General features: G+C 75.0%; 22 protein-coding genes. 13 read left to right on the forward strand and 9 right to left on the reverse strand.

What is annotated here, in order from left to right; genetic code table 11:
* Positions 1-37 precede the first annotated feature (37 nt).
* Positions 38-460 carry a hypothetical protein gene (locus GCE86_RS02885; protein ID WP_154225462.1) on the forward strand — a complete coding sequence of 141 codons (423 nt, stop codon included), beginning with the start codon at positions 38-40 and terminating at the stop codon, positions 458-460.
* Positions 461-596: 136 nt separating this feature from the next.
* Here the strand turns inward: GCE86_RS02885 and GCE86_RS02890 are convergent, their stop codons facing one another.
* Entirely contained in the window at positions 597-2816 is a 2220-nt protein-coding gene (locus tag GCE86_RS02890) for a HelD family protein (RefSeq protein WP_204343295.1), read from the reverse strand.
* Between the two features lie 280 nt (positions 2817-3096).
* Complete coding sequence (locus tag GCE86_RS02895) at positions 3097-4215, reverse strand: LolA family protein (RefSeq protein ID WP_154225464.1); 1119 nt, start codon at positions 4213-4215, stop codon at positions 3097-3099.
* Between the two features lie 96 nt (positions 4216-4311).
* Here GCE86_RS02895 and GCE86_RS02900 point away from each other — a divergent pair, with 96 nt between their 5' ends.
* Complete coding sequence (locus GCE86_RS02900; protein ID WP_154225465.1) at positions 4312-4968, forward strand: response regulator transcription factor; 657 nt, start codon at positions 4312-4314, stop codon at positions 4966-4968.
* Positions 4965-6416 carry a sensor histidine kinase gene (locus tag GCE86_RS02905; RefSeq protein ID WP_154225466.1) on the forward strand — a complete coding sequence of 484 codons (1452 nt, stop codon included), beginning with the start codon at positions 4965-4967 and terminating at the stop codon, positions 6414-6416. Before GCE86_RS02900 ends, GCE86_RS02905 begins: the two co-directional genes overlap by 4 nt.
* A gap of 6 nt (positions 6417-6422) precedes the next feature.
* Here GCE86_RS02905 and GCE86_RS02910 read toward each other — a convergent pair whose 3' ends face one another.
* The 3 genes from GCE86_RS02910 to GCE86_RS02920 all read right to left on the reverse strand — a co-directional run bounded on the left by GCE86_RS02910 (position 6423) and on the right by GCE86_RS02920 (position 10827).
* The gene (locus GCE86_RS02910) at positions 6423-8645 is read right to left on the reverse strand and encodes a hypothetical protein (protein ID WP_154225467.1); all 2223 of its coding nucleotides are present in this window, start codon (positions 8643-8645) and stop codon (positions 6423-6425) included.
* A 67-nt stretch (positions 8646-8712) separates the two neighbouring features.
* Complete coding sequence (locus GCE86_RS02915) at positions 8713-10308, reverse strand: tetratricopeptide repeat protein (protein WP_154225468.1); 1596 nt, start codon at positions 10306-10308, stop codon at positions 8713-8715.
* Positions 10309-10356: 48 nt separating this feature from the next.
* Entirely contained in the window at positions 10357-10827 is a 471-nt protein-coding gene (locus GCE86_RS02920; protein WP_154230305.1) for a MarR family winged helix-turn-helix transcriptional regulator, read from the reverse strand.
* A 50-nt stretch (positions 10828-10877) separates the two neighbouring features.
* Here GCE86_RS02920 and GCE86_RS02925 point away from each other — a divergent pair, with 50 nt between their 5' ends.
* Together GCE86_RS02925 and GCE86_RS02930 are read left to right on the forward strand one after the other, a co-directional pair.
* A complete protein-coding gene (locus GCE86_RS02925; protein ID WP_154225469.1) occupies positions 10878-11399 on the forward strand; it encodes a VOC family protein in 522 nt (173 codons plus the stop codon).
* Positions 11400-11423: 24 nt separating this feature from the next.
* A complete protein-coding gene (locus GCE86_RS02930; RefSeq protein WP_154225470.1) occupies positions 11424-12332 on the forward strand; it encodes a hypothetical protein in 909 nt (302 codons plus the stop codon).
* On the opposite strand, the gene GCE86_RS02935 is transcribed toward GCE86_RS02930, so the two are convergent.
* Both GCE86_RS02935 and GCE86_RS02940 read right to left on the reverse strand, forming a co-directional pair.
* Positions 12292-12816, reverse strand: a complete 525-nt coding sequence (locus GCE86_RS02935) for a potassium channel family protein (RefSeq protein WP_154225471.1) — start codon at positions 12814-12816, stop codon at positions 12292-12294. The genes GCE86_RS02930 and GCE86_RS02935 overlap by 41 nt on opposite strands.
* Before the next feature lie 109 nt (positions 12817-12925).
* Entirely contained in the window at positions 12926-13105 is a 180-nt protein-coding gene (locus tag GCE86_RS02940) for a DUF4236 domain-containing protein (protein ID WP_154225472.1), read from the reverse strand.
* Between the two features lie 246 nt (positions 13106-13351).
* On the opposite strand from GCE86_RS02940, the gene GCE86_RS32555 reads away from it, so the two are divergent.
* From GCE86_RS32555 to GCE86_RS02970, 7 genes are all read left to right on the forward strand, one after another.
* Positions 13352-13429, forward strand: a complete 78-nt coding sequence (locus GCE86_RS32555; protein WP_349881247.1) for a putative leader peptide — start codon at positions 13352-13354, stop codon at positions 13427-13429.
* 133 nt (positions 13430-13562) lie between these two features.
* A complete protein-coding gene (locus tag GCE86_RS02945; RefSeq protein WP_154225473.1) occupies positions 13563-14597 on the forward strand; it encodes an ABC transporter substrate-binding protein in 1035 nt (344 codons plus the stop codon).
* Positions 14594-15409 carry an ABC transporter ATP-binding protein gene (locus GCE86_RS02950; protein ID WP_154225474.1) on the forward strand — a complete coding sequence of 272 codons (816 nt, stop codon included), beginning with the start codon at positions 14594-14596 and terminating at the stop codon, positions 15407-15409. The genes GCE86_RS02945 and GCE86_RS02950 overlap by 4 nt, the downstream gene beginning before the upstream one ends.
* On the forward strand, positions 15402-16262 hold the full coding sequence (locus GCE86_RS02955; RefSeq protein WP_154225475.1) for an ABC transporter permease: 861 nt from the start codon (positions 15402-15404) through the stop codon (positions 16260-16262). The genes GCE86_RS02950 and GCE86_RS02955 overlap by 8 nt, the downstream gene beginning before the upstream one ends.
* 11 nt (positions 16263-16273) lie before the next feature.
* Complete coding sequence (locus GCE86_RS02960; protein ID WP_154225476.1) at positions 16274-17608, forward strand: LLM class flavin-dependent oxidoreductase; 1335 nt, start codon at positions 16274-16276, stop codon at positions 17606-17608.
* Positions 17605-18168, forward strand: a complete 564-nt coding sequence (locus tag GCE86_RS02965; RefSeq protein ID WP_154225477.1) for a flavin reductase family protein — start codon at positions 17605-17607, stop codon at positions 18166-18168. The genes GCE86_RS02960 and GCE86_RS02965 overlap by 4 nt, the downstream gene beginning before the upstream one ends.
* Positions 18165-18776 (forward strand): malonic semialdehyde reductase, encoded by a 612-nt coding sequence (locus tag GCE86_RS02970; RefSeq protein ID WP_154225478.1) that lies wholly within the window; start codon positions 18165-18167, stop codon positions 18774-18776. The genes GCE86_RS02965 and GCE86_RS02970 overlap by 4 nt, the downstream gene beginning before the upstream one ends.
* 4 nt (positions 18777-18780) lie before the next feature.
* Here GCE86_RS02970 and GCE86_RS02975 read toward each other — a convergent pair whose 3' ends face one another.
* Positions 18781-19236, reverse strand: a complete 456-nt coding sequence (locus GCE86_RS02975) for an RrF2 family transcriptional regulator (RefSeq protein WP_154225479.1) — start codon at positions 19234-19236, stop codon at positions 18781-18783.
* Between the two features lie 7 nt (positions 19237-19243).
* The gene (locus tag GCE86_RS02980; RefSeq protein ID WP_154225480.1) at positions 19244-20158 is read right to left on the reverse strand and encodes a helix-turn-helix transcriptional regulator; all 915 of its coding nucleotides are present in this window, start codon (positions 20156-20158) and stop codon (positions 19244-19246) included.
* A gap of 150 nt (positions 20159-20308) precedes the next feature.
* Here GCE86_RS02980 and GCE86_RS02985 point away from each other — a divergent pair, with 150 nt between their 5' ends.
* Positions 20309-21085, forward strand: a complete 777-nt coding sequence (locus GCE86_RS02985) for an SDR family oxidoreductase (protein WP_154225481.1) — start codon at positions 20309-20311, stop codon at positions 21083-21085.
* Positions 21086-21115 lie beyond the last annotated feature (30 nt).

A 21115-nucleotide genomic window follows, 5' to 3' on the forward strand; every position in this document is an offset into this window, starting at 1 on the left:
GCAACAAGGATCCCGAGAAATCTGCGAGGTGGTTCACGTGCGTGAGGACGACATGCGGCAGCAGGCCGCCCGGCGGGCCGAGGAGCGGGTCGCCGGCGGCGTCTACGGCGAGGGCGCGCTCGACGAGGTCACCGTGCCGCAGACCGACGTGCTGCGGGTCATCCAGGACGAGGACCCGGACGACCCGGCGCACGCCCCGGTCGACCCGAACGTGTTGCGCGACGGCGGCCCGACCCGCGGCCAGGGCGCGGTCACCACGACCGGCGGCACCGCCGGGCCGGCCAGCGTCCGCCGGGTGGCTCGCCAACCTGAGCAGCACCGGGGCACCGTGGCGCCGACCACCACGGGCGACGCCACCACCGGCGGCCTGAGCACCCCGGCCGGCGGCTCGACGAGCGACGCCTCGTCGTCCGGCAGCCAGGTCGGCAACTTCACCAACGACCAGGCCAACCCAGGCTGACAAGGGCGCGAAGAAGGGGGGCGGCGGCTTGCCGCCCCCCTTCCTTGCTCTGCCGCGCCGATCATGAGGTTGACGGCACCAATGGAGATCCACATCACCGCCAACCTCATGATCGACCCAATCGGGCCCCGGTGGGTCAGGTGGTGCGGAGGATGCCCAGGCGTTGGGTCGCGCGGGTCAGGGCCACATAGAGGTCGCTGTGGCCGCGCGGGGACTCGGCGACGATCCGGTCCGGGTCCACCACCAGCACCGAGTCGAACTCGAGGCCCTTGGCCTGCTCGGTGGTGAGCACCACCACCCGGTTCGCCAGCTCCGGCTGCTCGCCGACGGCCGCCTCCGGCAGCGCGGCCACGACCGCCGCGCCCAGCTCGTCCACCCGGCCGGCCGGCACGATGACGCCCAGCCGGCCGTCGGCCAGCCCGGCCGCCTCCCGGCCCGTCGCCTCGACCAGCTCGGCCGCGAGCCGGTCCGACGGAACGCCGCGGTCCCACGGCGGTACGCCGCTGGCGCGTACCGAGCGGGGTGGGCGGAGCGCCGGGTCGATCTCGGCGAGCACCTCGGCGGCGACCGCCATGATCTCGGCCGGGGTGCGGTAGCTGACGGTCAGCTCCTCCAGCCGCCACCGGTTCGCCACGTACGGCGCCAGCGCCTCCTGCCAGGACGGCGTGCCGGCGAGCGCGCCGGTCTGCGCCACGTCCCCCACGATCGTCATCGACCGGCTCGGGCACCGGCGCATGAGCAGCCGCCAGGCCATCGGCGACAGCTCCTGCGCCTCGTCGACGATCACGTGCCCGAAGGCCCAGGTCCGGTCGGCGGCGGCACGCTGCGCGGTGGTGAGGTTGTCGGTCTCGCCCTGCCGCTCGGAGAGCCGGTCGGCGTCGATGAGGTCCGTGACGCCGAGGATCTCGCCGCCGTCCGCCTCGTCCTCCACGTCGATCGAGCGGGAACCGCGCCAGATCTCCAGCACGCCCTCGGCGTACTCCCGTTCCAGGGCCCGGATGCGCTCCCGGCGGGCCGCGGCGGCGCGCTCGTCCTCGCCCAGCAGCTCGGCGGCCTCGTCCAGCAGCGGCACGTCGGCCGGCGTCCAGCCGCCCGGCTCCCGGTGCAGCGCGGCCCGCTCCGCGTCGGTGAGCATGGGCGCGGCGGCGGCGATCCGCTCCGGCGACTCGAACAGGTCGGCGAGCAGGCGTTGCGGGGTGAGCACGGGCCACAGCTCGTCCAGCGCGGCCTGGATCTCCGGCTCGTCGCGCAGCTCCCGGCGGATCTCGGCGCGGTCGGCCTCGGACAGCAGGTTCTCGCCGCCGAGCGGGTCGGCGCCGATCCGCTCGGCCACCTGGTCGGCGAGCGCGTGCACGATCTCGATGTCGAACAGCGCCCGGGCCAGGTTGTGCGGGCGCTCGGTGCGGCGGACCCGGTCCCGCGCCTGGCGCACGGTCTCCGGGTCGAGGGTGAGGACCTCCCGCTGGGGCAGTTCGATCTCCAGCGGTTCGTCCGGCACCCACTGCCGGTCGCGCACGGCGCCCACCAGCACCTCGGCGAGCACGGCGCGCCCCTTCAGCGCGGCGGTCTCCGCCGGCTCGGTGCGGCGCGCGTGCACGCCGGGGAAGAGGTCGGCCTGGGTACGCAGCAGCACGCCGGTCTCGGCCAGCGCCGGCAGCACCTGGGAGATGTAGCGCAGGAAGGTGGCGTTCGGGCCGACCAGCAGCACGCCGCGGGTGGAGAGCTGCTGCCGGTGCGTGTAGAGCAGGTACGCGGCCCGGTGCAGCGCCACGGCCGTCTTGCCGGTGCCCGGCCCGCCCTGCACGACCATGACGCCCGGCAGGTCGGCCCGGATGATCCGGTCCTGCTCGGCCTGGATGGTCTCGACGATGTCGCGCATCCGCCCGGTACGCCCGGCGTTCAGCGCGGCGAGCAGCGACGCCTCGCCCGTCACCTCCTCGTGGGCGGTGGGGGAGGCGGCGGCGATGTCCAGCACCTCGTCGTTGAGCCCGGTGACCTTCCGCTCCCGCGTACGCAGGTGCCGGCGGCGGCGAACCCCCTGCGGGTTGGCGGCGGTGGCCAGGTAGAACGCGCGGGCGGCCGGGGCGCGCCAGTCGATCAGCAGCGGGTCGTAGTCGCCAGAGGTGTCGAAGATGCCGATCCGGCCGATGTAGCGGCACGAGTCGTCGTCGCCGTCGAGGCGGCCGAAGCAGAGGCCGGTCTCCACCGCCGAGTACTGCTCGACCTGTTCGGCGTACATCCGCACGGTGTGGTCGCGCTGCGACCGGGCCTGCTGCGTGCCGCCGGTGGCGCGCAGCTCCTCGGTGAGCCGCCGGGCCGCCTGGTCCCGCATGCCGTCCAGCCGGTCGTAGAGCATCGAGACGTACTTCTGCTCGTGACCGATCTCGTCGTTCTGGTGCAGCTCACCCGACACGTCGGAGTGCGTTGACAAGCCGGCTCCTCATGGCTAAAATTGCGGCAAGGAGTGGCTCAACGAGCCATTCCTTTTTGTGTTTGAACTGAGAAAGATACCGCGCGGCAGGCGGCCGGGCCAAGCCCCGCCGGCCGCCCGCGACGACGTCACACCGCAGGTTCGCACACGAAAGCGGGGCCCGGCCGGCACCTGCCGACCGGACCCCGCCGGGGCCGCGTGGAGCTCAGCCCTTCGCCGCCTGGTACAGGCGCTCGGGCCGCACGAGACCGGCCAGCACCCGGCCGTCGTCGGTGAGCAGCACGCTGAACAGCCTGCCGGTGAGCAACCGGCCGCTGCCCCAGTCGCCGCTCACCCGCTGCAGCCCGCCGAGCACCTTCGCCATCATGTCGGCGTCCGGTCCCGCCGCCTCGCCCGGCTTGGCGCCGGGCGCACCGGGCGCACCCTGCGCGTCGAGCTTCGCGACCAGCACGGTGGTCCAGCCGGTCCCGACGGTACGCACGTCCGGCCCGTCCTCGCCCCGCTGGGGACGCTGCTTGCCGGCCGGCCCGCGCGCGTCGCCCGCCGGCTCCTCCTTGACCGTCACGCCCGGCGGCGGGTTGAACCGGAACTGGTCGGCGTCCGGGGTACGGAAGTCGACCTGCGTGAACGCCACCTCGAACGCCGGCTCGTCCTTCCCGTCCGCGAGCACCTCGAAGCGCAGCGGCACGTGCTCCTTCGCGTCCAGCGCGATCCGCACCTGGTGCACCAGCGAGTCCCGGTCGCGCGGGGTCAGCACCAGCTCGTACACGCTGCGACCGGCGACGGTGGCGGAGCGGCCCACGGTGACCGCGGTGCTCGGGTCGATGGCCGCCAGGGCGCGGTCGGCGGCGTCGGCCGGCGTGGCCGGGGCGGACTCGAGGTCCTTCGCGTCCGCGGGCAGCGTCCGGTGGGACGCCGTGTTGGCCCGGCTGTCCCAGCTCCAGACGTCCCGCCCGTTGCGCAGCAGGTCCCGCTCGCCCAGCGTGTCGACCAGGGCGAGCCGCTGCCGCTCCGGGCCGGCGTACCAGACCCGCAGGGTGTGCGTGCCGCTCACGAGGCTGGCGAGCTCGCTTCCGGCGGCCTGCCCGACCAGCCCGGCGATCGGCGGCAGCCCGAGGTCGGCCCGCTGCACCACGGTGCCGGAGAGCCCTTCGAGGCGGGACGTCCGCAGGTCCTCCAGGAGCTGGGCGGCGGTACGCGGCGGCAGCGCCGGGTCGGCCCCGGCGGCGAACGTGCCGACGGCCGCGCCGCCCCCGATCACGGCGACCCCCGCGGTCACCGGGACCAGCCAGCGGAGCACGGCACGGTTCTTCAGTACGGACATGGTGTGCACCTCCTGACGGTAGATGCTGCACCAGGGTCGCTGTGAGAGCGCTGAGGAGATTCCCTAGGGGGTGTCACCGGATGGCACCCTTGACCCGTGCGTGTGCTGGTGGTGGAGGACGAGACGCGGCTGGCCGCGTCGCTGCGGCGGGGCCTGCAGGCGGAGGGCTTCGTGGTCGACGTCGAGGCCACCGGGCCCGGTGGGCTGGACGCCGCCCGGCACGGCGACTACGACGCCATGATCCTGGACGTGATGCTCCCCGGCCTCTCCGGTTACGAGGTGGTGCGCCGCCTGCGCGCCGAGGAGCGCTGGCTGCCGGTGCTCATGCTCTCGGCCAAGGACGGCGAGTACGACCAGGCCGACGGTCTGGACTGCGGGGCCGACGACTACCTCACCAAGCCCTTCTCGTACGTGGTGCTGCTGGCCCGGTTGCGGGCGCTGCTGCGCCGCGGCGCGCCGGAGCGCCCGGCCGTGCTCTCCGTCGGCGACCTGCGCCTGGACCCGGCGCGGCGGCGGGTGACGCGGGCCGACGCCGAGGTGGCCCTGACCGCCCGCGAGTACGCCCTGCTCGCCTACCTGATGCGCCGCCCCGGCGAGGTGGTCTCCAAGACCGAGCTGCTGGACCACGTCTGGGACGCCGCGGTGGAGACCGCCCCGAACGCCGTCGAGGTGTACGTCGGCTACCTGCGCCGCAAGATCGGCCGGGACCGGCTGGAGACGGTCCGGGGCGCCGGCTACCGGCTGGCCACATGAGGCGGTGGCTCGCGGCGCTCCTGCCCAACCTCGGACTGCGGTCCCGGCTGCTCGTGCTCGGGGTGCTCGGCCTGGTCGTGGGGTTCGCGCTCGGCGGGGCGCTGCTGCTCGGCGCGCTCGGGTGGACGCTGCAGCGCTCCGTCGACGACGAGGCGCTCCGCACCGCGGACGCGGTCGCGCTGCTGGCCGCGGAGGACGCCCTGCCCGACCCGCTGCCGGTGGCCGGCGGGCAGCTCCGTGTGCAGGTGGTCGACGGCCAGGGCCGGATCCGCGCGGCCTCCATCGACGCCGACCGGCTGGTGCCGATGCTCGGCGCCGACCAGCTGCGTGCCGGGGAGCGGCAGCGGCTCGTGGTGGACGGGCGGCGGGTCGGGCTGACCGGGCCGGTCCGGGTGGTGACCGTGCCGGCGGGCAGCGCCGACGAGCCGCTCACCGTGCTGGTGGCCAAGTCGATGTCCGACGTCCGGCACAGCCTGCACGTGGTACGGAACCTGCTGCTGGTCGGCTTCCCGCTGCTGGTGGCCGGGCTGGCCGTGGTGGCCTGGCGGGTGGTGGGGGCGACCCTGCGCCCGGTGGAGGCGCTGCGCAGCGGCGCCGCCGAGATCACCGGCCGGGCCGGGGCGGAGCGGTTGCCCGTCCCGGCCGGCCGGGACGAGATCCAGCGGCTGGCGGTCACCCTCAACGACATGCTGGACCGGCTGGCCGCCTCGCGGGACCGGCAGCGGGCGTTCGTGGCCGACGCCGCGCACGAGCTGCGCAGCCCGGTCACCAACATGCGCACCGAGCTGGAGGTGGCCCGCCGGCTGGGCGACGGGACGGACTGGCCGGCGGTGGCGGACAACCTGCTCGCCGACACCGAGCGGCTCAGCCGGCTCGTCGCCGACCTGCTGCTGCTGGCCCGCCTCGACGAGCAGGCCGCCCGGCCGGACCGTCCCGCGCCGCACGCCGTCGGCCCGGTGGAGCTGGGCGAGCTGCTGCGCGGGGTGGCCGAGCGCTACCCGTCCCCGCCGCTGCGCCTCGACCCGCCGCCCGGCCCGCTGTGGACCGAGGGGGATCCGGGGGAGCTGCGCCGGGTGCTGGTCAACCTGGTGGAGAACGCGCTGCGGCACGCGCACGGCGAGGTGCGGCTGGCGGTCACCGGCCCGCACACCGATCCGCCGGTGCCCCGGCAGCGGGGCGGCCCGGCGCACCACCTGGTCACGGTGACCGACGACGGGCCGGGCATCCCGGCGGCGGACCGGGAGCGGGTCTTCGCCCGCTTCACCCGGCTGGACGACGCGCGGGCCCGCGACGCGGGCGGCGCGGGCCTCGGCCTGGCCATCGTGCGGGAGCTGGTCCGCCGGGCCGGTGGCGCCGTCGAGCTGGCCGACGCGGCGCCGGAGGCGGCGGCGCCGGGGCTGCGGGTGACGGTACGGCTGCCCGCGCTGGCCGATCCGGAGGTCGACTGACCGGCGTCAGCCGATCCGGTCGGTGAGGTCCCGCACGGCGGCCCGGTACGGCGTCTGCGTGTGGTACGGCCAGTGCCGTTCGAGCGGCGGCGGCACCGTGTCGGCGGGGTCGATCGTCAGGCTGACCGGATCGCGGAGCCGGACGTCGACGGACCGGGCACCGGGCGCGTCGCACGGGGCCGGCCCCTCGGCCGGCCGGGGGAACACGGGACCACCGACGGGGTCGGTGTCCCGCCACAGGTTGCGCCACCGCCAGTCGAGCCGGTCGCCCAGGTCGCAGAGCGTCCCCCGGCCGAGGTAGGCCGGGTAGAGGCGGGTGTAGAGCCGGCTGAGCGGACACCCGTGGGTCAGCAGCGCCACGCGGCGCAGGACGTCCGGCGGCAGTTGCAGGATCGTGGCCGCGGCCAGGACGGAGCCGTGGCTGTGGCCCGAGATGACCACCTTGCCCCGCGCGCCGAGCGCGGACACCCGCCGGGCGAGTTCGGGTACGGCCCGGGCCGCGTAGCAGGGTGGCGCGAACGGGTGGACGGTGCGGGGCCAGAAATCGCCCAGGTCCCACAGCGCGGCCACCGTGCGGCGCGTCTCCGCCGACCGGTAGGAGCGGAAGGCCAGGATCATGAGGCCGATGACGAGCAGGCTGATGAGCCAGACCCCGCCGTCGGTGACGTAGGCGGTCAGCAGCGTGGTCTCCGCCGGGTCCCGGGTGAGCCGGGCGACCAGCTGGGTGGGCCCGACCCCGATCAGGTCGAACGCGATGGTGGCCAGGCCCAGCGAGGACATCAGGAAGAACGTGACGAGGATCGGGCCCAGCTCGTCGGTCACGTGGGAGCGGGCGATGGCCTCCCGGACGACGTCGCGCCGGGACAGCGCCCCGGGCGTGACGTCCGGGTAGTCCCGCTCGACGATCCCGCCGGCGCGGCGCCGCCTCCGCCGCCGGCTGACCGCGAGCGTGATCGAGGCGGCCCCGGTGGCGATGAGCAGGGCGGCCAGGCCGGCCAGTGCGGCCCACCAGTAGGCGACCGGCGGGTCCAGGGGAGCGACCCCCGGGGGGTCGGGCCAGATCGGGCCGGGGAGGGAGCCGCGGTCGAGGAAGTCGGCGACCCGGAAGACCAGGGTGGCGGCGAAGGCGCCGGCGACCGTCACCGAGGCCGCCGCCACGACGGGCATGCCGAGCCCGCCGAGGACGGTCCGGCCGCCGGCCGCCCGGGGCGAGATCGTGACGAGGGCCAGCAGCACCAGCAGGACGCCCTGCGCCCCGAGCAGGGCACCGACGGCGCCCTCGTAGCCGGGCAGTTGGCCGGGTGGCGACCGGACGTCGCGGGACAGGGCGGCGTAGCCGAGGCTCAGCGCGCTCAGCGCGAGGGTGGCCGCCGACAGGGGGCGCAGCACGCGGCGGACCCCTCGCCGGGTGGCCGGTACGGGCAGGCAGAGCAGCACCGTCGCGCACCCGATCAGGGCGCCGGCGGCGGCGAACAGCACCAGCCCGGCGACCTCCTCCGGTGCGGAGATCCCGGCGAGCAGGCTGGCGTCCAGCGTGCCGGCGCCGATCGCCACGTGGATCTGGCGCAGCCAGGCGGGCGTCCGCTCGTCGTCCCAGAAGCCCGGTACGTCGAGGCGGTCGGGTGCACGGGCGGCCTCCGGCTGCGGCTGGGGCGGGCGGAATCCCTCGAGGGCCCGCGTCGACCGTGCGCCGATGCCCCAGACGACGCGCAACGCGACCAGCGGGACGAGGGCCAGCAGGGCCAGCCGGGGACCGGTCGGCAGGTCGCCCAGCCAGGACAGGTAGGGGCGGTTCGCGCGGCACCCGTCGAAGGGCACGCACTGCCAGCCGACCAGGTCCAGCGTCACGCCGATGACGGACAGCACGAACGCGGCGGTCAGTGTCCCGGCGAGCAGGCGGCACAGCACCCGGAACAGGCGGGACCGGCCGGTGGCGGCCGGGCGCAGACGCAGCGCCAGGTTGCTCAGCATGAACGGCAGCAGCAACAGCATGGACGCGGTCCGCACCGCGGCGCCGGCCGTCAGCGCGCCCCAGCGGTAGGCCTCGACGGCGATCCCGGGGGTGGCTCCGCCCGCCGCACCGGCCCCCGGGCGGGGCCGGTAGAAGCCGGCGTGGCCGTCACCGGCGACCCGGTCCACGATCGGATGGTCGAGGATCTTCTCCGCGGTCCCGCCGGACACCCCGTGCACTCTCAGCTCGACGGCTGCGCCCTCCGGTGCTGTGCCCACGCCGACAGGGTCACAGACCCGCGGCGGGCTCACCGCCGATTCGGCCCAAACCCCGGCGGACCGGCGGTCAGCGGCGGCGCTTCGTGCAGACCGGGCCCGTCCGGGCGACGGTGTCGGTGGACCAGACCAGCGCCACGGTGAAGCAGTAGTCGGTGGTGCGGTCGAGGCCGTAGGCGATGTAGTCGGCCGAGCCGGCCGGCAGGGTCAGGAAGGTGTGCTGGGGCTGCCCGGAGCGGCCCCCGGCGACCACCACGGGCCCCTCGGCCCCGGCCGGGTACGTCCAGCTCAGCACGATGCTGTCCCGCCGGTCGGTCAGGGTGAGCCGTCCGGGCGGCGTGCCGGGGGAGGCGGCCGGTGCGGCGCTCGACGGGCCCGCGGTGGGGCCGGCCGAGGAGGCGCGCCCGGTGGGCGCGGGGCCCGGGGTGTCCCGCCGGTCGTCCACCCGGGACACCCCGGCGATCACGGCGATGACGCCGAGCAGCAGCGCCACCACCACCCCGGCCACGACCAGCGGAAGCCAGGGCGTGCTCCGGCGCTCGGCGGCGGGGGGCCGGGGCACGTGCACCGGCAGGTAGGGCGAGGCTGCCTCGGCTCCGGCGCCCCGCACCTCGCGTACGCCCGCGGGCTCGGAGTCGGCCAGCCCGACCACGGTCGGGGGCAGCGCGCTCTCGCCGGGTCGCCAGGGTTCCTCGGCCGGCTCGTCCGGCGGCCACGGGTAGTCCGCGAACGCCTCGTCGTCCGCCTCGAGCGGGGTGCGGGGTGTCGGCACGTGCGCGGTCTCGGCCCGGTCCGGCGGGCGGTAGAGCGGCGTCTCGACCGGGTCGTCGAGTGTCGGTGGCCGGTAGGGCGGCAGGTCGGGCGGCTCCTCGGCGGGCGGGGGGACGCTGCCGTGGTGCGCGCCGGGGTCACCGAGGTCGTCCGGCTCGACCGGCCGCCGGGCGGCCGGCACCACCGGAGGCTCGGCGGCGCCGCAGACGTGGTCCGGGTCGGCGGCGGCCCGGGCCAGCCCGGCGACCTGCGCGGCGAGGGGGTCGTCGGCGGCCAGGTGCTCCCGGCACAGGTCCTCGGCGAGCGTGAGGTGCTCGTGGGACTCGGCGTAGCGGCCGCAGTCGCGTTCCATGGCGCCGAGCTTGGCCAGCATCTTGATGCCGCTGGGGTGGTTGTCGCCGTAGACCTCGCGGTGCAGCTCCCAGGCGTCCTGCAGCCGGTCGCGGGCCACGTCGCACTGGCCACGCGCGTATTCCACGGTGGCCAGGTCGGCGTGCGCGGCCAGCACCCGTTGCGACTCCGGCCCGTCGCGGGCGGTCAGTTCGATGATGACGTCGGAGTAGAGCCGGGCGGCGCGGGCGTCGCTGCCGACCCGGTGCAGCACCGCGGCCAGGGTCGCGGCGGCGGTGACCGTGCGCTCGTCGGAGCGCCCGAACAGCCGGGTGGCCGCCGCGTACGCGAACGCCGCCCACCCCCGCGCGGAGTGCGGCTCGCCGAGCGCCACGAGCACCCGGGCCTGGAGGCCGGCGGCCTCGGCCAGCTCGGCGTCGGCGTTGGCGGGGCGGGGGTCGGCGTCGCTCAGCGCGTCGGCGAGCAGTCGCTGGGCACCGGCGAGGTCGCCTTCGGACACCAGGTGGTGCGCCTGGACAGTCAGGTCAGCGAAGCCGGAGGACACGCCCCATCGTGCTCATCCGGCGACGGTAAGTACAACCCCCGCAGTGGATCAGTTTGGTCGCGATCCGGTCAGGTGCTCGGCGAGGGTCTCGCTGATCCGCCGCAGCTGGTCCACCTGGGCCGGGCTGAGGGCGTCGAACAGGTGCCGGCGTACGCCGGCGACGTGGCCGGGCGCGGCGGCGGCCAGGGTGGCGAAGCCGGCGTCGGTGAGCACGGCGAGCTGGCCGCGCCGGTCGGTGGGGCACTCCTCCCGGCGGATCCAGCCGGCGGCCTCCAGGCGGGCGGCGGCGTGCGAGAGCCGGCTGCGGGAGGAACCGGTGGCGTCGGCCAGGTCGCTCATCCGCAACCGCCGGTCGGGGGCCTCGGAGAGCCGGACCAGGATCTCGTAGTACGCGTGCGGCATCCCGGCGTCGCGCTGCAGCTCACGGTCGAGGGTGTCCATCAGCGCCCGGGAGGCGGTGAGGAACGCGCGCCAGGTCCGCTGCTCGTCGGGATCCAGCCACCGGGTCATGACGGCCATCATAGCGCGTGTTGTTGAACGCTCAACCAAACCGCGCTACCGTCGGTGTCATGGGAATCCACCGCCTCAACCACGCCGTCCTCTACGTCCGTGACCTCGAGCGCAGCGTCGCCTTCTACCGCGACGTGCTCGGCTTCCGCCCGGTGTCGATGACGCCGGACGGCTTCCGCGGCGCCGCCTTCCTCCAGGCCCCCGACTCCACCAACGACCACGACCTCGGGCTGTTCGAGATCGGCGCGGCCGCCGGTCCCTCCCCGGCGGGCCGGTCCACCGTCGGCCTCTACCACCTCGCCTGGGAGCTGGACACCCTGGACGAGCTGGGTGCCACGGCCGAGCGCCTGGCCGCCGCCGACGCCCTGGTGGGCGCCTCGGACCACGGCACCACGAAGAGCCTCTACGGCCGCGACCCCGACGGGCTGGAGTTCGAGATCGTCTGGATCGTCCCGGCCGACCTGCTCGACGACGCGGCCCTCGCCGCCCGCAAGCGCATCGGCCGCCTCGACCTCGACCGCGAGCGGCAGCGCTACGGCGGCCAGACCCGCGGCGGCGTCGGCATCTCCATTCCCGCCTGACGGGGCATGCGGTAGAACGGCAGCATGTCGACCGACGCCGTCCTGCGCGAACTGCTCGTCCGGCAACTCGACCACTGGTTGCCCGCCGCGCTGCACCGCGCCCGGCGGGCCACCCTGGCGCTCGCGTACGCCGGGGGTGACGCGACCGGCGCGGAGGCCGCGCTGCGGGTGGTGGCCGAGTTCGCCGACCGGCTGCGCGGCCGGCGGCTGACCGTGCTGGTGATCGCCGGCGGCGGCGAGGACCTGCCGGCCCGGCTGGGCGCCGCCGAGGCCGCCCTCCCCGCGGACGTCGCCGTGCACGTGGTGCCGGGCCGGCCGGACCGGCTGCCGGTGGCGCTCAAGGCGGCCGGCGCGGCCGGCGCCCCGCTGTTCACCGTCGTCGACGGCGGGGAGCCCGACCCGGCCCTGCTGGCCGCCGCCGCGTCCGGCCGCCCCGCCGAGGTGCTGCTGGTCACCGCACCCGGCCGGTCGCTGCGCCCGGCGCTCACCGGGGCCGGCTTCCCGCTGGTCACCGAGGTCGAGCTGGTGCCGGCCGACGGCGGGCCGGCCCGGCTGCTCGGCTACGCCACCGGCTCGGACCGCGGCCTGGAGGCGGTCAAGGACGCCCTCTGGGCGGTCGACGAGTACGCCGGGGTGCGCTACCGGGATCCGGCCGACCCGGCGGGGCGGCTGCTCGACATCAGCCTCGACCCGGAACCCGGCCCGCTGCGCCGCGAACTGCTGGCCGAACTCGCCCGCTCCGGCCCGCGCACCGTGACCGCGCTGCGCCGCTTCGCCGCCACCTCGACGGTCTACCGGGCCGCCGACGCCAACCGGGCGCTCGCCTCGCTGCTCGCCGCCGGCGCGGTGACCCGCGACCCCGGGCACGGCCGCCTCGGCGGGGACGTGCTGATCAGCGCCGCGGCGGGCGGGGCCGCTGGGTCATCTGCCTGACCACGATGGACGCGCCGGTGGCGATCACCCCGATGCTGAACACCATCTGCGCGCTGACCACCACCCGGGCGACCTGTCCCTCGGCGCTCACGTCGCCGTAGCCGACCGTGGTGAGGGTGGCGAGCGCGAAGTAGAGCGCGTCGATCCGGGTGCGGAGGCCGCTGAACTCACCCGGACGGCTGCTCGCCACCACGTAGTCGGCGAGGGCGAAGACCAGCAGGCCCGCGATCAGCGCGACGGCGAGCCGGATCAGCGCGCGGGTCTCCCGGTCGCCGGTCGGCTGGGTGACGGCGAGCTGGCGGCGTACCTGGCCGGTGACCAGGAACGCGACCACGAGCACCAGGATCAGGGTGCCGGCCGAGCGCAGGGCCAGCCGCAGGCCGTTCGGGTCCGGCTCGACGGGGACCACGAAGTAGGCGAGCAGCAGCAGCGCGACGCCTACCGCGGCCCGCCACCGCTCCCGCCGGAAGGACTGGTCCGCCACCCCGCGATTCTCCGTCCGGACGGGGCTCCCGTCGGCGGAACGGCGAAGCCGGCCCGGACGCCGAGCGGGGTGCCGGTGAACCACCGGCACCCCGCTCGACGTCGGGACGTCACGCCCGGGACTTGTCCTGCTTCCAGGAGAGCGGCCCCGGCAGGTCCACGCGGTGGGCGCGGGTGTTGGAGTTCCACGACCAGCGGCCGATCTTGATGCTCCACGAGGAGAAGCCGTTCTCGGTGAAGTTCAGGATCAGCGGGCCGTACTTCTGTCGCTTGCGGAACACGATGCCCATGGCGGGCTCCTCTCGTCGTCCTCCCTGCGTCTGCGGCATCGAACATGCCCGGAAGGGCGGTTCGCGAAACCCGGTCGGATCCGGTCTGGACGGTGCCCGTCCCACCGGTCACAATCTCTATCCAACGGGTAGGTGTTAAGGGGCGGTAAATGCTGGTGGTGACGGGTCGTAACAAAGCCAGCGATGCAAGTCTCACTCTATGGAAGGGCATTGACCGGCGCGGAGAACGGTCGGCAGCATGAAGTCATGTCGCAGCGGGACGAGCTTCTCCTCACCGCTCGCGTGCACGTCGACCTGGTCCGGCACGCGAGCGCGCTCTGTTGAGCTGACCGCTTCCGGTCGTCATCTCTCCTCCGCTCCCGTCGCCGGCGCATCGTGGCCCGGCCGGCAGCGGCGTGCTCTCGCGCCCTCCGCGGGCCCTCGCCACCGCATCGTGGACAGATCAGGAGACTCCTCCATGCCCTCCACCCGTCAGTCGCTGCGGCGTACCCTCGCCGCCGCCGTCACCCTGCTCGCCCTCACCGCCGCCACGGGCTGCGGCGCCGGCGCCGCAGCCGGCGGCAAGCAGACCACCGAGCTGCGCTACCAGGGCTCGGTCGGCCAGGTGACCCTCCCCGAACTCGCCGCCGACCTCGGCTACCTCGGCGACGTGAAGCTCGACTGGATCGGCAACGTGACCGGCGGCCCGGCCGACATCCAGGCCACCGCCACCGGCCAGACCGACTTCGGCGGCGCCTTCAACGGCGCCATCGTCAAGCTCCAGGCCGCCAACGCACCCATCACCGCCGTGGTCGCCTACTACGGCTCCGACGCGCAGACCTTCCAGGGCTACTACGTCCTCGACGACAGCCCGATCCACGGGCCCCGCGACCTCATCGGGAAGAAGGTCGGCATGAACACCCTCGGCGCGCACGCCGAGGCGGTGCTCAAGACCTGGCTGGCCAGGGGCGGCCTGACCCCCGCCGAGATCGCCAAGGTCGAACTCGTCGCGCTGCCGCCGGTCAACATCGAGCAGTCGCTGCGGCAGAAGCAGATCGACGTGGCGGTGCTCGGCGGCGTGATCCGCGACAAGGCCGTCGCCGCCGGTGGCGTCCGCACCGTCTTCACCGACTACGAGCTGCTCGGCGCGTTCAGCGGGGGCAGCTACGTCTTCCGGGACGACTTCATCACGCGCAACCCGGACACCGTACGGGCGTTCGTGAGCGGGGTGGGCCGGGCCATCGAGTGGGCCCGCACCCAGCCCCGGGAGACCGTCGTCGCCCGGCTGGAGGCCATCATCGCCAAGCGCGGCCGCAACGAGGACGCGTCCCTGGTGCGGTACTGGAAGTCCAGCGGCGTCGCCGGCAAGGGCGGTCTGATCAGCGACCGGGAGTTCGCCACCTGGATCGACTGGCTGGCCGGCTCCGGTGAGCTCAAGGGCGACCGGCCGAAGCCCGCCGACCTCTACACCAACCGGTTCAACGAGTTCGCCACCGGCGGGGGTGGCGCGTGAGCACCGACAAGATCCTCTTCGACCGGGTGACGAAGGTCTTCCCGGGCCGGCGGGGCGGCGGCGCGGTCACCGCGCTCGACGAGCTGACCCTCGGGGTACGCCCCGGCGAGTTCCTGGTCGTCGTCGGCCCCAGCGGCTGCGGCAAGTCCACCCTGCTCGACCTGCTCGGCGGCCTCTCCGCGCCCAGCGGCGGGCAGGTGCTGGTCGACGGCCGCCCGGTCACCGGGCCCGGCCTGGACCGGGGCATCGTCTTCCAGCAGTACGCGCTGCTGCCCTGGCGCACCGCCGCCGGCAACGTCGCCTTCGGACTGGAGGCCAAGGGCGTGCCGCGCGCGGATCGCGCCGACCTGATCGCCCACCACCTCGACCTGGTCGGGCTCACCGGGTTCGCCGACCGCTACCCGCACGAGCTGTCCGGCGGCATGAAGCAGCGGGTGGCCATCGCCCGCAGCCTCGCGTACGACCCGGACGTGCTGCTCATGGACGAGCCGTTCGCGGCGCTCGACGCGCAAACCCGCGACTCGCTCCAGGACGAGCTGGTGCGGATCTGGCAGGCCACCGGCAAGACCATCGTCTTCATCACCCACGGCATCGACGAGGCAGTCCACCTCGGCCAGCGGGTCGCCGTGATGACCTCCCGCCCCGGGCGGATCAAGGAGGTCATCGACATCGAGCTGGGCGACCGGGAGGCGCAGGAGGACCTGCGCTCCACCGACGCGTTCCGCCACCACCGACACCAGATCTGGACGCTGCTGCGCGACGAGGTGCGCGCCGCCCAGTCCGCCGTACGAGAGGAGGCCCGCGTTGGTTGACATCGCCGAACGGCCCACCCGTCAGGCGGCCCCGCCCGCCGTGTCGCCGGCGGTCCCCGCCGCCGCTCCCGCCCTGCCCGGTCGGCTGCTCGGGCTCGGCCGCCGGGCCCTGCACCGCAGCGTCGCGCTGCTGGCCCTGGCCGCGGTCTGGGAGACCGCACCCCGGGTCGGGTTGGTCGACCGGGTCTTCCTGCCCCCGCTGTCCGAGGTGCTCACCGCGTGGTGGACGCTGCTGCGCACCGGGCAACTCGCCGACCACGTCGGCGCGAGCCTGACCCGGTCGCTCACCGGGCTGGCCCTGGCCGTGGCCGCCGCGATCCCGCTCGGCCTGCTGATCGGCTGGTACCGGCCCCTGGCCGACCTGCTCAGCCCGCTGCTGGAGGTGTTCCGCAACACCGCCGCGCTCGCGCTGCTGCCGGTCTTCGTGCTCATCCTCGGGCTGGGCGAGACCTCCAAGATCGCCCTGGTGGTCTACGCCTGCTCCTGGCCGATCCTGCTGAACACCATCGCCGGGGTGAAGGGGGTGGACCCGCTGCTGGTCCGCTCGGCCCGCTCGATGGGGCTCAACCACCTGCGGCTGTTCCAGAAGGTGATCCTGCCGGCGGCCGTGCCGACCATCTTCACGGGCGTCCGGCTCGCCGGGGCGTACTCGATCCTCGTGCTGGTCGCGGCCGAGATGGTCGGCGCGAAGGCCGGTCTCGGCTACCTCATCAACTACGCGCAGTACAACTTCGCGATCCCCGACATGTACGCCGGGATCATCACGATCTCCGCCATCGGCCTGGTCGTCAACCAGCTCCTCGTCGCCGGGGAACGCCGCTTCTCCACCTGGCGCGTCGACGTCACCGCCTGAGAGGAAACCCCATGTCCCGAACCCTGCACCTCAACGCGTTCCTGATGGGTGTCGGCCACCATGAGGCGGCCTGGCGGCACCCCCGCACCGACCCGCGCCGGGTCGCCGACGTCACGCACTTCCAGGAGCTGGCCCGGATCGCCGAGCGCGGCACCCTCGACTCGGTGTTCCTCGCCGACGGGCTCGCCGTCGGCCCGGCCGTCCGGCACAACATCCAGGCCGTCTTCGAGCCGCTCACCCTGCTCGCCGCGCTGGCCACCGCCACCGAGCACATCGGCCTGATCGCCACCGCGTCCACCACCTACAACGAGCCGTTCAACCTGGCCCGCAAGTTCGCCTCGCTCGATCACCTGAGCGGCGGCCGGGCCGGCTGGAACATCGTCACCTCGGCGCAGGCCCGGGAGGCCCGCAACTTCAACCTCGACGACCACCCGGCGCACGCCGAGCGGTACCGCCGGGCCGCCGAGTTCGTGGACGTGGCCATCAAGCTCTGGGACAGCTGGGAGGACGACGCGCTGGTCCTCGACACCGAGGCCGGCATCTTCGCCGACACCGACCGGGTGCACGAGATCGCGCACGACGGCGAGCGGTTCCGGGTGCACGGACCCCTGAACACCCCCCGCCCGCCGCAGGGCCGGCCGCTGCTCGTGCAGGCCGGCTCGTCCGCCGACGGCATTGCGTTCGCCGCCCGCTACGCCGAGGCGGTCTTCACGGCCCAGCAGACCCTCGCCGACGGCCAGGCGTTCTACGCCGAGCTGCGGCGCGCGACCACCGCCGCGGGCCGGGACCCCGCCGGGGTCAAGGTGCTGCCCGGCATCGCGCCGGTCATCGGGGGTACGGAGTCCGAAGCCCGGGCCCTCGCCGACGAACTGGAGGCGCTCATCGTGCCCGAGCACGCCCTCGCCCAGCTCTCCGGCATGACCGGTCTCGATCTCACCGGGCTGCCGCTGGACGGGCCGCTGCCGGACCTGCCCGACGTCAGCGCGGTGCAGTCCCACCAGAGCCGGTACCAGCTCGTCGTCGACCTGGCCCGGCGGGAGCAACTCACCATCCGGCAGCTCATCGGGCGGCTCGGCGGCGGCCGCGGGCACCGTGTCGTGGCCGGCACCCCCGAGCAGATCGCCGACCAGATCGAGCTCTGGTTCACCCAGGGCGCCGCCGACGGCTTCAACGTCATGCCACCCCTGCTGCCCCACGGACTGGAGGCCTTCGTGGACCACGTCGTACCGCTGCTGCGCCGGCGCGGGCTGTTCCGGCACGAGTACACCGGCCGCACGCTCCGCGAGCACTACGGGCTGCCCCGCCCGGCCAGCACCTGGGCGGACCGGGAGCTGGTGACCGCGTGACCACCGTGGACCGCCCCGGGGCGGGCACCGTCGAGCTGCGCCCGGTCGACTCCGACACGTTCCGCGGCCTGCTGCGCCGGCAGGCCTCCACGGTCACCGTGGTCACCACCCCCGGCCTGCACGTCGGCCGGCGCCGGCCGTCGCTGCCGCCGGCCGGCTTCACCGCCACCTCGTTCACGTCGGTGTCGCTGGACCCGCCGCTGGTGTCGTTCTGCCTCGGCCGCGAGTCGTCGAGCTGGCCGACCGTGGAGCGGGCCGAGCACGTGGCCGTGCACCTGCTCGCCTCCGGGCAACAGGAGGTCGCGCGGGTCTTCGCCACCAGCGGCATCGACCGGTTCGCCGCCCACCCGGGCTGGGAGACCGGCCCGTTCGGGGTGCCGCTCATCGCCGACGCCCTCGCCGTGCTGCTCTGCCGGGTGGTCCGCCGGATCGAGGCCGGCGACCACACCCTCGTGCTCGCCGAGCCCCTGGCGCTCGGCGCGGGCGAGGACGGTGACCCGCTGGTGCACCACCGCGGCGGCTACACCACCACGCTCGGCGCCTGGCCGGAGACGTGGTGAGCGCAGCCGCCACCGACCTGCTCGCGCTCGACCGGGCCGCCCAGGACCTGCTGTTCCGGGCGGCCCGGACGGCCAACACGTTCACCGGCGAACCGGTCGACGAGGAGCAGGTGCGGGCCATCCACGACCTGGTGCGCACCGGCCCGACCGCGATGAACGCCCAGCCGCTGCGGGTGCTGCTGCTGCGCGCGGCGGCCGCCCGGGCCCGGCTGCTGCCGTACCTCAGCTCCGGCAACCGGGACAAGACGGCGAGCGCGCCGCTGACCGCGGTGCTCGCCGCCGACGTGGACTGGCACGACCGGCTGCCCGAGCTGTTCCCGCACCGGCCCGGCGCGCGGGACTGGTTCACCGGCGACCCGGCCGGCCGGGAGGCCCAGGCCCGGCTCAACGCCGCGCTCCAGATCGGCTACCTGCTCATCGGGGTACGCGCCGCCGGGCTGGCCGCCGGCCCCATGGCCGGATTCGACACGGCCGGGGTGGAGCGGGAGTTCTTTCCGGACGGTCGGCACCGGGTGCTGCTGCTCATGAACATCGGCCGGCCGGGGCCGGACGCCTGGCGGGAGCGGCTGCCCCGGCTCGACTACGCCGAGGTGGTCCGCACCCTCTGAGGCGTCAGCGGGGCTCCCAGGCGTCGGGGCGGGCGATCAGCTTGCGGACGTGGCCGGGGAGCTTCCCGCTGGCCATCTCGGCCAGGCTCACCTCGTCGACCACCTGCCGGACGGCGGCACGCACGGCCACCCAGAGCCGGGGCAGGTTCTCCGCCGCGCCCTCGTACCGGGTCTCCTCGGGGCGCATCCCGCGTACCCCGGCGAGGGGGCCGTCGACGGCGCGCAGGATCTGCCCGATGGTGATGTCCCGCGGCGGCCGGGCCAGGGTGTAGCCACCCTCGGCGCCGCGCTGGGCGCGGACGATCCCGGCCCGGCGCAGGTCCGCGAGGACCGCCTCGAGGAACTTGCGGGGCATGTCCTGCTCGGCCGCGATGGCCTGGGTGGACAGCAGGGTGGGGTACGCGGTGGCCAGGCTCAGGGCCGCCCGGACCGCGTAGTCGCCGCGCGCGGAGATCTGCACAGTGCCATCATGCCCGGCCGGCGGGGGCGGGGGAGTCGGCGGGCGGGCGAGGGCGCACCATGCGGACGGGCAGGGGCTGCTCCCGGGCGGCCCGGAAGGCACCCGGGCTCACCCCGACCTCGCGGGTGAAGAAGCGACCGAAGTTGGTCGGCTCGGGGAAGCCGAGCCGCCGGCCGATCCGGGCGATCGGCTCGTCGGTGGCGGCGAGCAGCCGGCTGGCCTGCAACGCCACCCGCTCGTCGATCACCTGCTTGGCGCTGCGGCCGGTCACCGCCAGGCAGGCCCGGGTCAGGGTACGCACCGAGCAGCCGAGCTGGGCCGCGTAGTCCTCCACCCGGCGGGTGTGCCGGTAGCCCCGCTCGACCTCCCGGCACAGCCGCCGGAAGGTCTCCGTCTCGGCCCGCGGCGTCTCCCGCTCCCCGCCGGCGGGCAGCAGGCTCAGCCGCAGCAGCAGCACGGTGAGCTGGTGACGGAGCAGCGCCGCGGCGGCGGGGACCCCGGCGTGCCGGTCGGCGTCCACCGCCAGCTGGGTCACCTCGCTGATCACCGCGTCCTCGTCCTCGCCGGCGAGCTGCCGGTACGCGGGCACCGCGTCCGGGTCGACGTCCATGCCACGCAGCGCTTCCGGCCCCCAGCGCACCACCGTCGCGTCGAGCTGCGGACCGAGGCAGCGCAGCACCTGACCGGGGCGGGCCCGCAGCATCGTGCCCGGGCGGCAGGGCAGCGCCCGGAAGTCCAGCTCCGCGCTGCCGTGACCGTGGGTGACCAGGATCAGCAGGTCGGCGTCGAGCAGGACCGGTCGAGACCAGCCGGACGCGGGCGCCAGGCCGGCGAGCGCACCGGTGACGATCTCGTCGGACTCGACGCGCGCCGCCGACAGGCCGGTGCGGGTGGCCGGGGAGGGCTGACCGGTAGTGACCATCGTCCCGACGGTAACCGGCCGGTGCGCACCTTGCATCTCGACGGTTTCGGCCGGCCTTGTCGGCACTGACCAGCGACGGTTAGGTTACCGATCGGTAGCGCCGGGGTCACCGACCGACCCGCGGCCCCGCACATCGGCGATGGGATGGGCATGACGGATCTGTTCTCGGTCGAAGGCAAGACGGTGCTCGTCACCGGCGGCTCACGGGGCATCGGCCTGATGATCGCCCGGGGCTTCGTACAGGCCGGCGCCAAGGTCATCATCTCGTCGCGCAAGGCCGACGTCTGCGAGGCCGTGGCCAAGGAACTCTCCGCCGACGGGCACTGCGAGGCGATCCCCGCCGACCTGGGCCACGACGAGGGCGCGCTCGGGCTGGCGCAGGCCGTGCGGGACCGCACCGACCGGCTCGACGTGCTGGTCAACAACGCCGGCGCCACCTGGGGCGCGCCGCTGGAGGCGTACCCGGAGGCCGCGTTCGACAAGCTCTGGGCCGTCAACGTCAAGGCCGTCTTCCGGCTCACCACCGCGCTGCTGCCCGCGCTGCGCGCGGCCGCCACCCCCGGCGACCCGGCCCGCGTGATCAACATCGGCTCGATCGACGGCATCCGGGTGCCGTGGATGGAGGTGTACGCCTACTCGGCGACCAAGGCGGCCGTGCACATGCTCACCCGCAGCCTCGCCCACCAGCTCGCCGGCGAGCAGATCACGGTCAACGCGATCGCGCCGGGGCCGTTCGAGAGCAAGATGATGGCCTTCGCGCTGGACGACCCGGCCTCCCGGGCGGCCATCGAGCAGCAGGTGCCGCTGGGCCGGATCGGGCGCCCCGAGGACATGGCGGGCACGGCGATCTACCTGTCGTCGCGGGCCGGCGCGTACCTGACCGGGGCGGTCATCCCGGTCGACGGTGGGATCACCACGCACGGCTGACGCGTACCCCTGGATTCGACGGCCCGGGGC

The organism is Micromonospora terminaliae, assembly GCF_009671205.1.
Classification (GTDB): Bacteria; Actinomycetota; Actinomycetes; order Mycobacteriales; family Micromonosporaceae; genus Micromonospora; species Micromonospora terminaliae.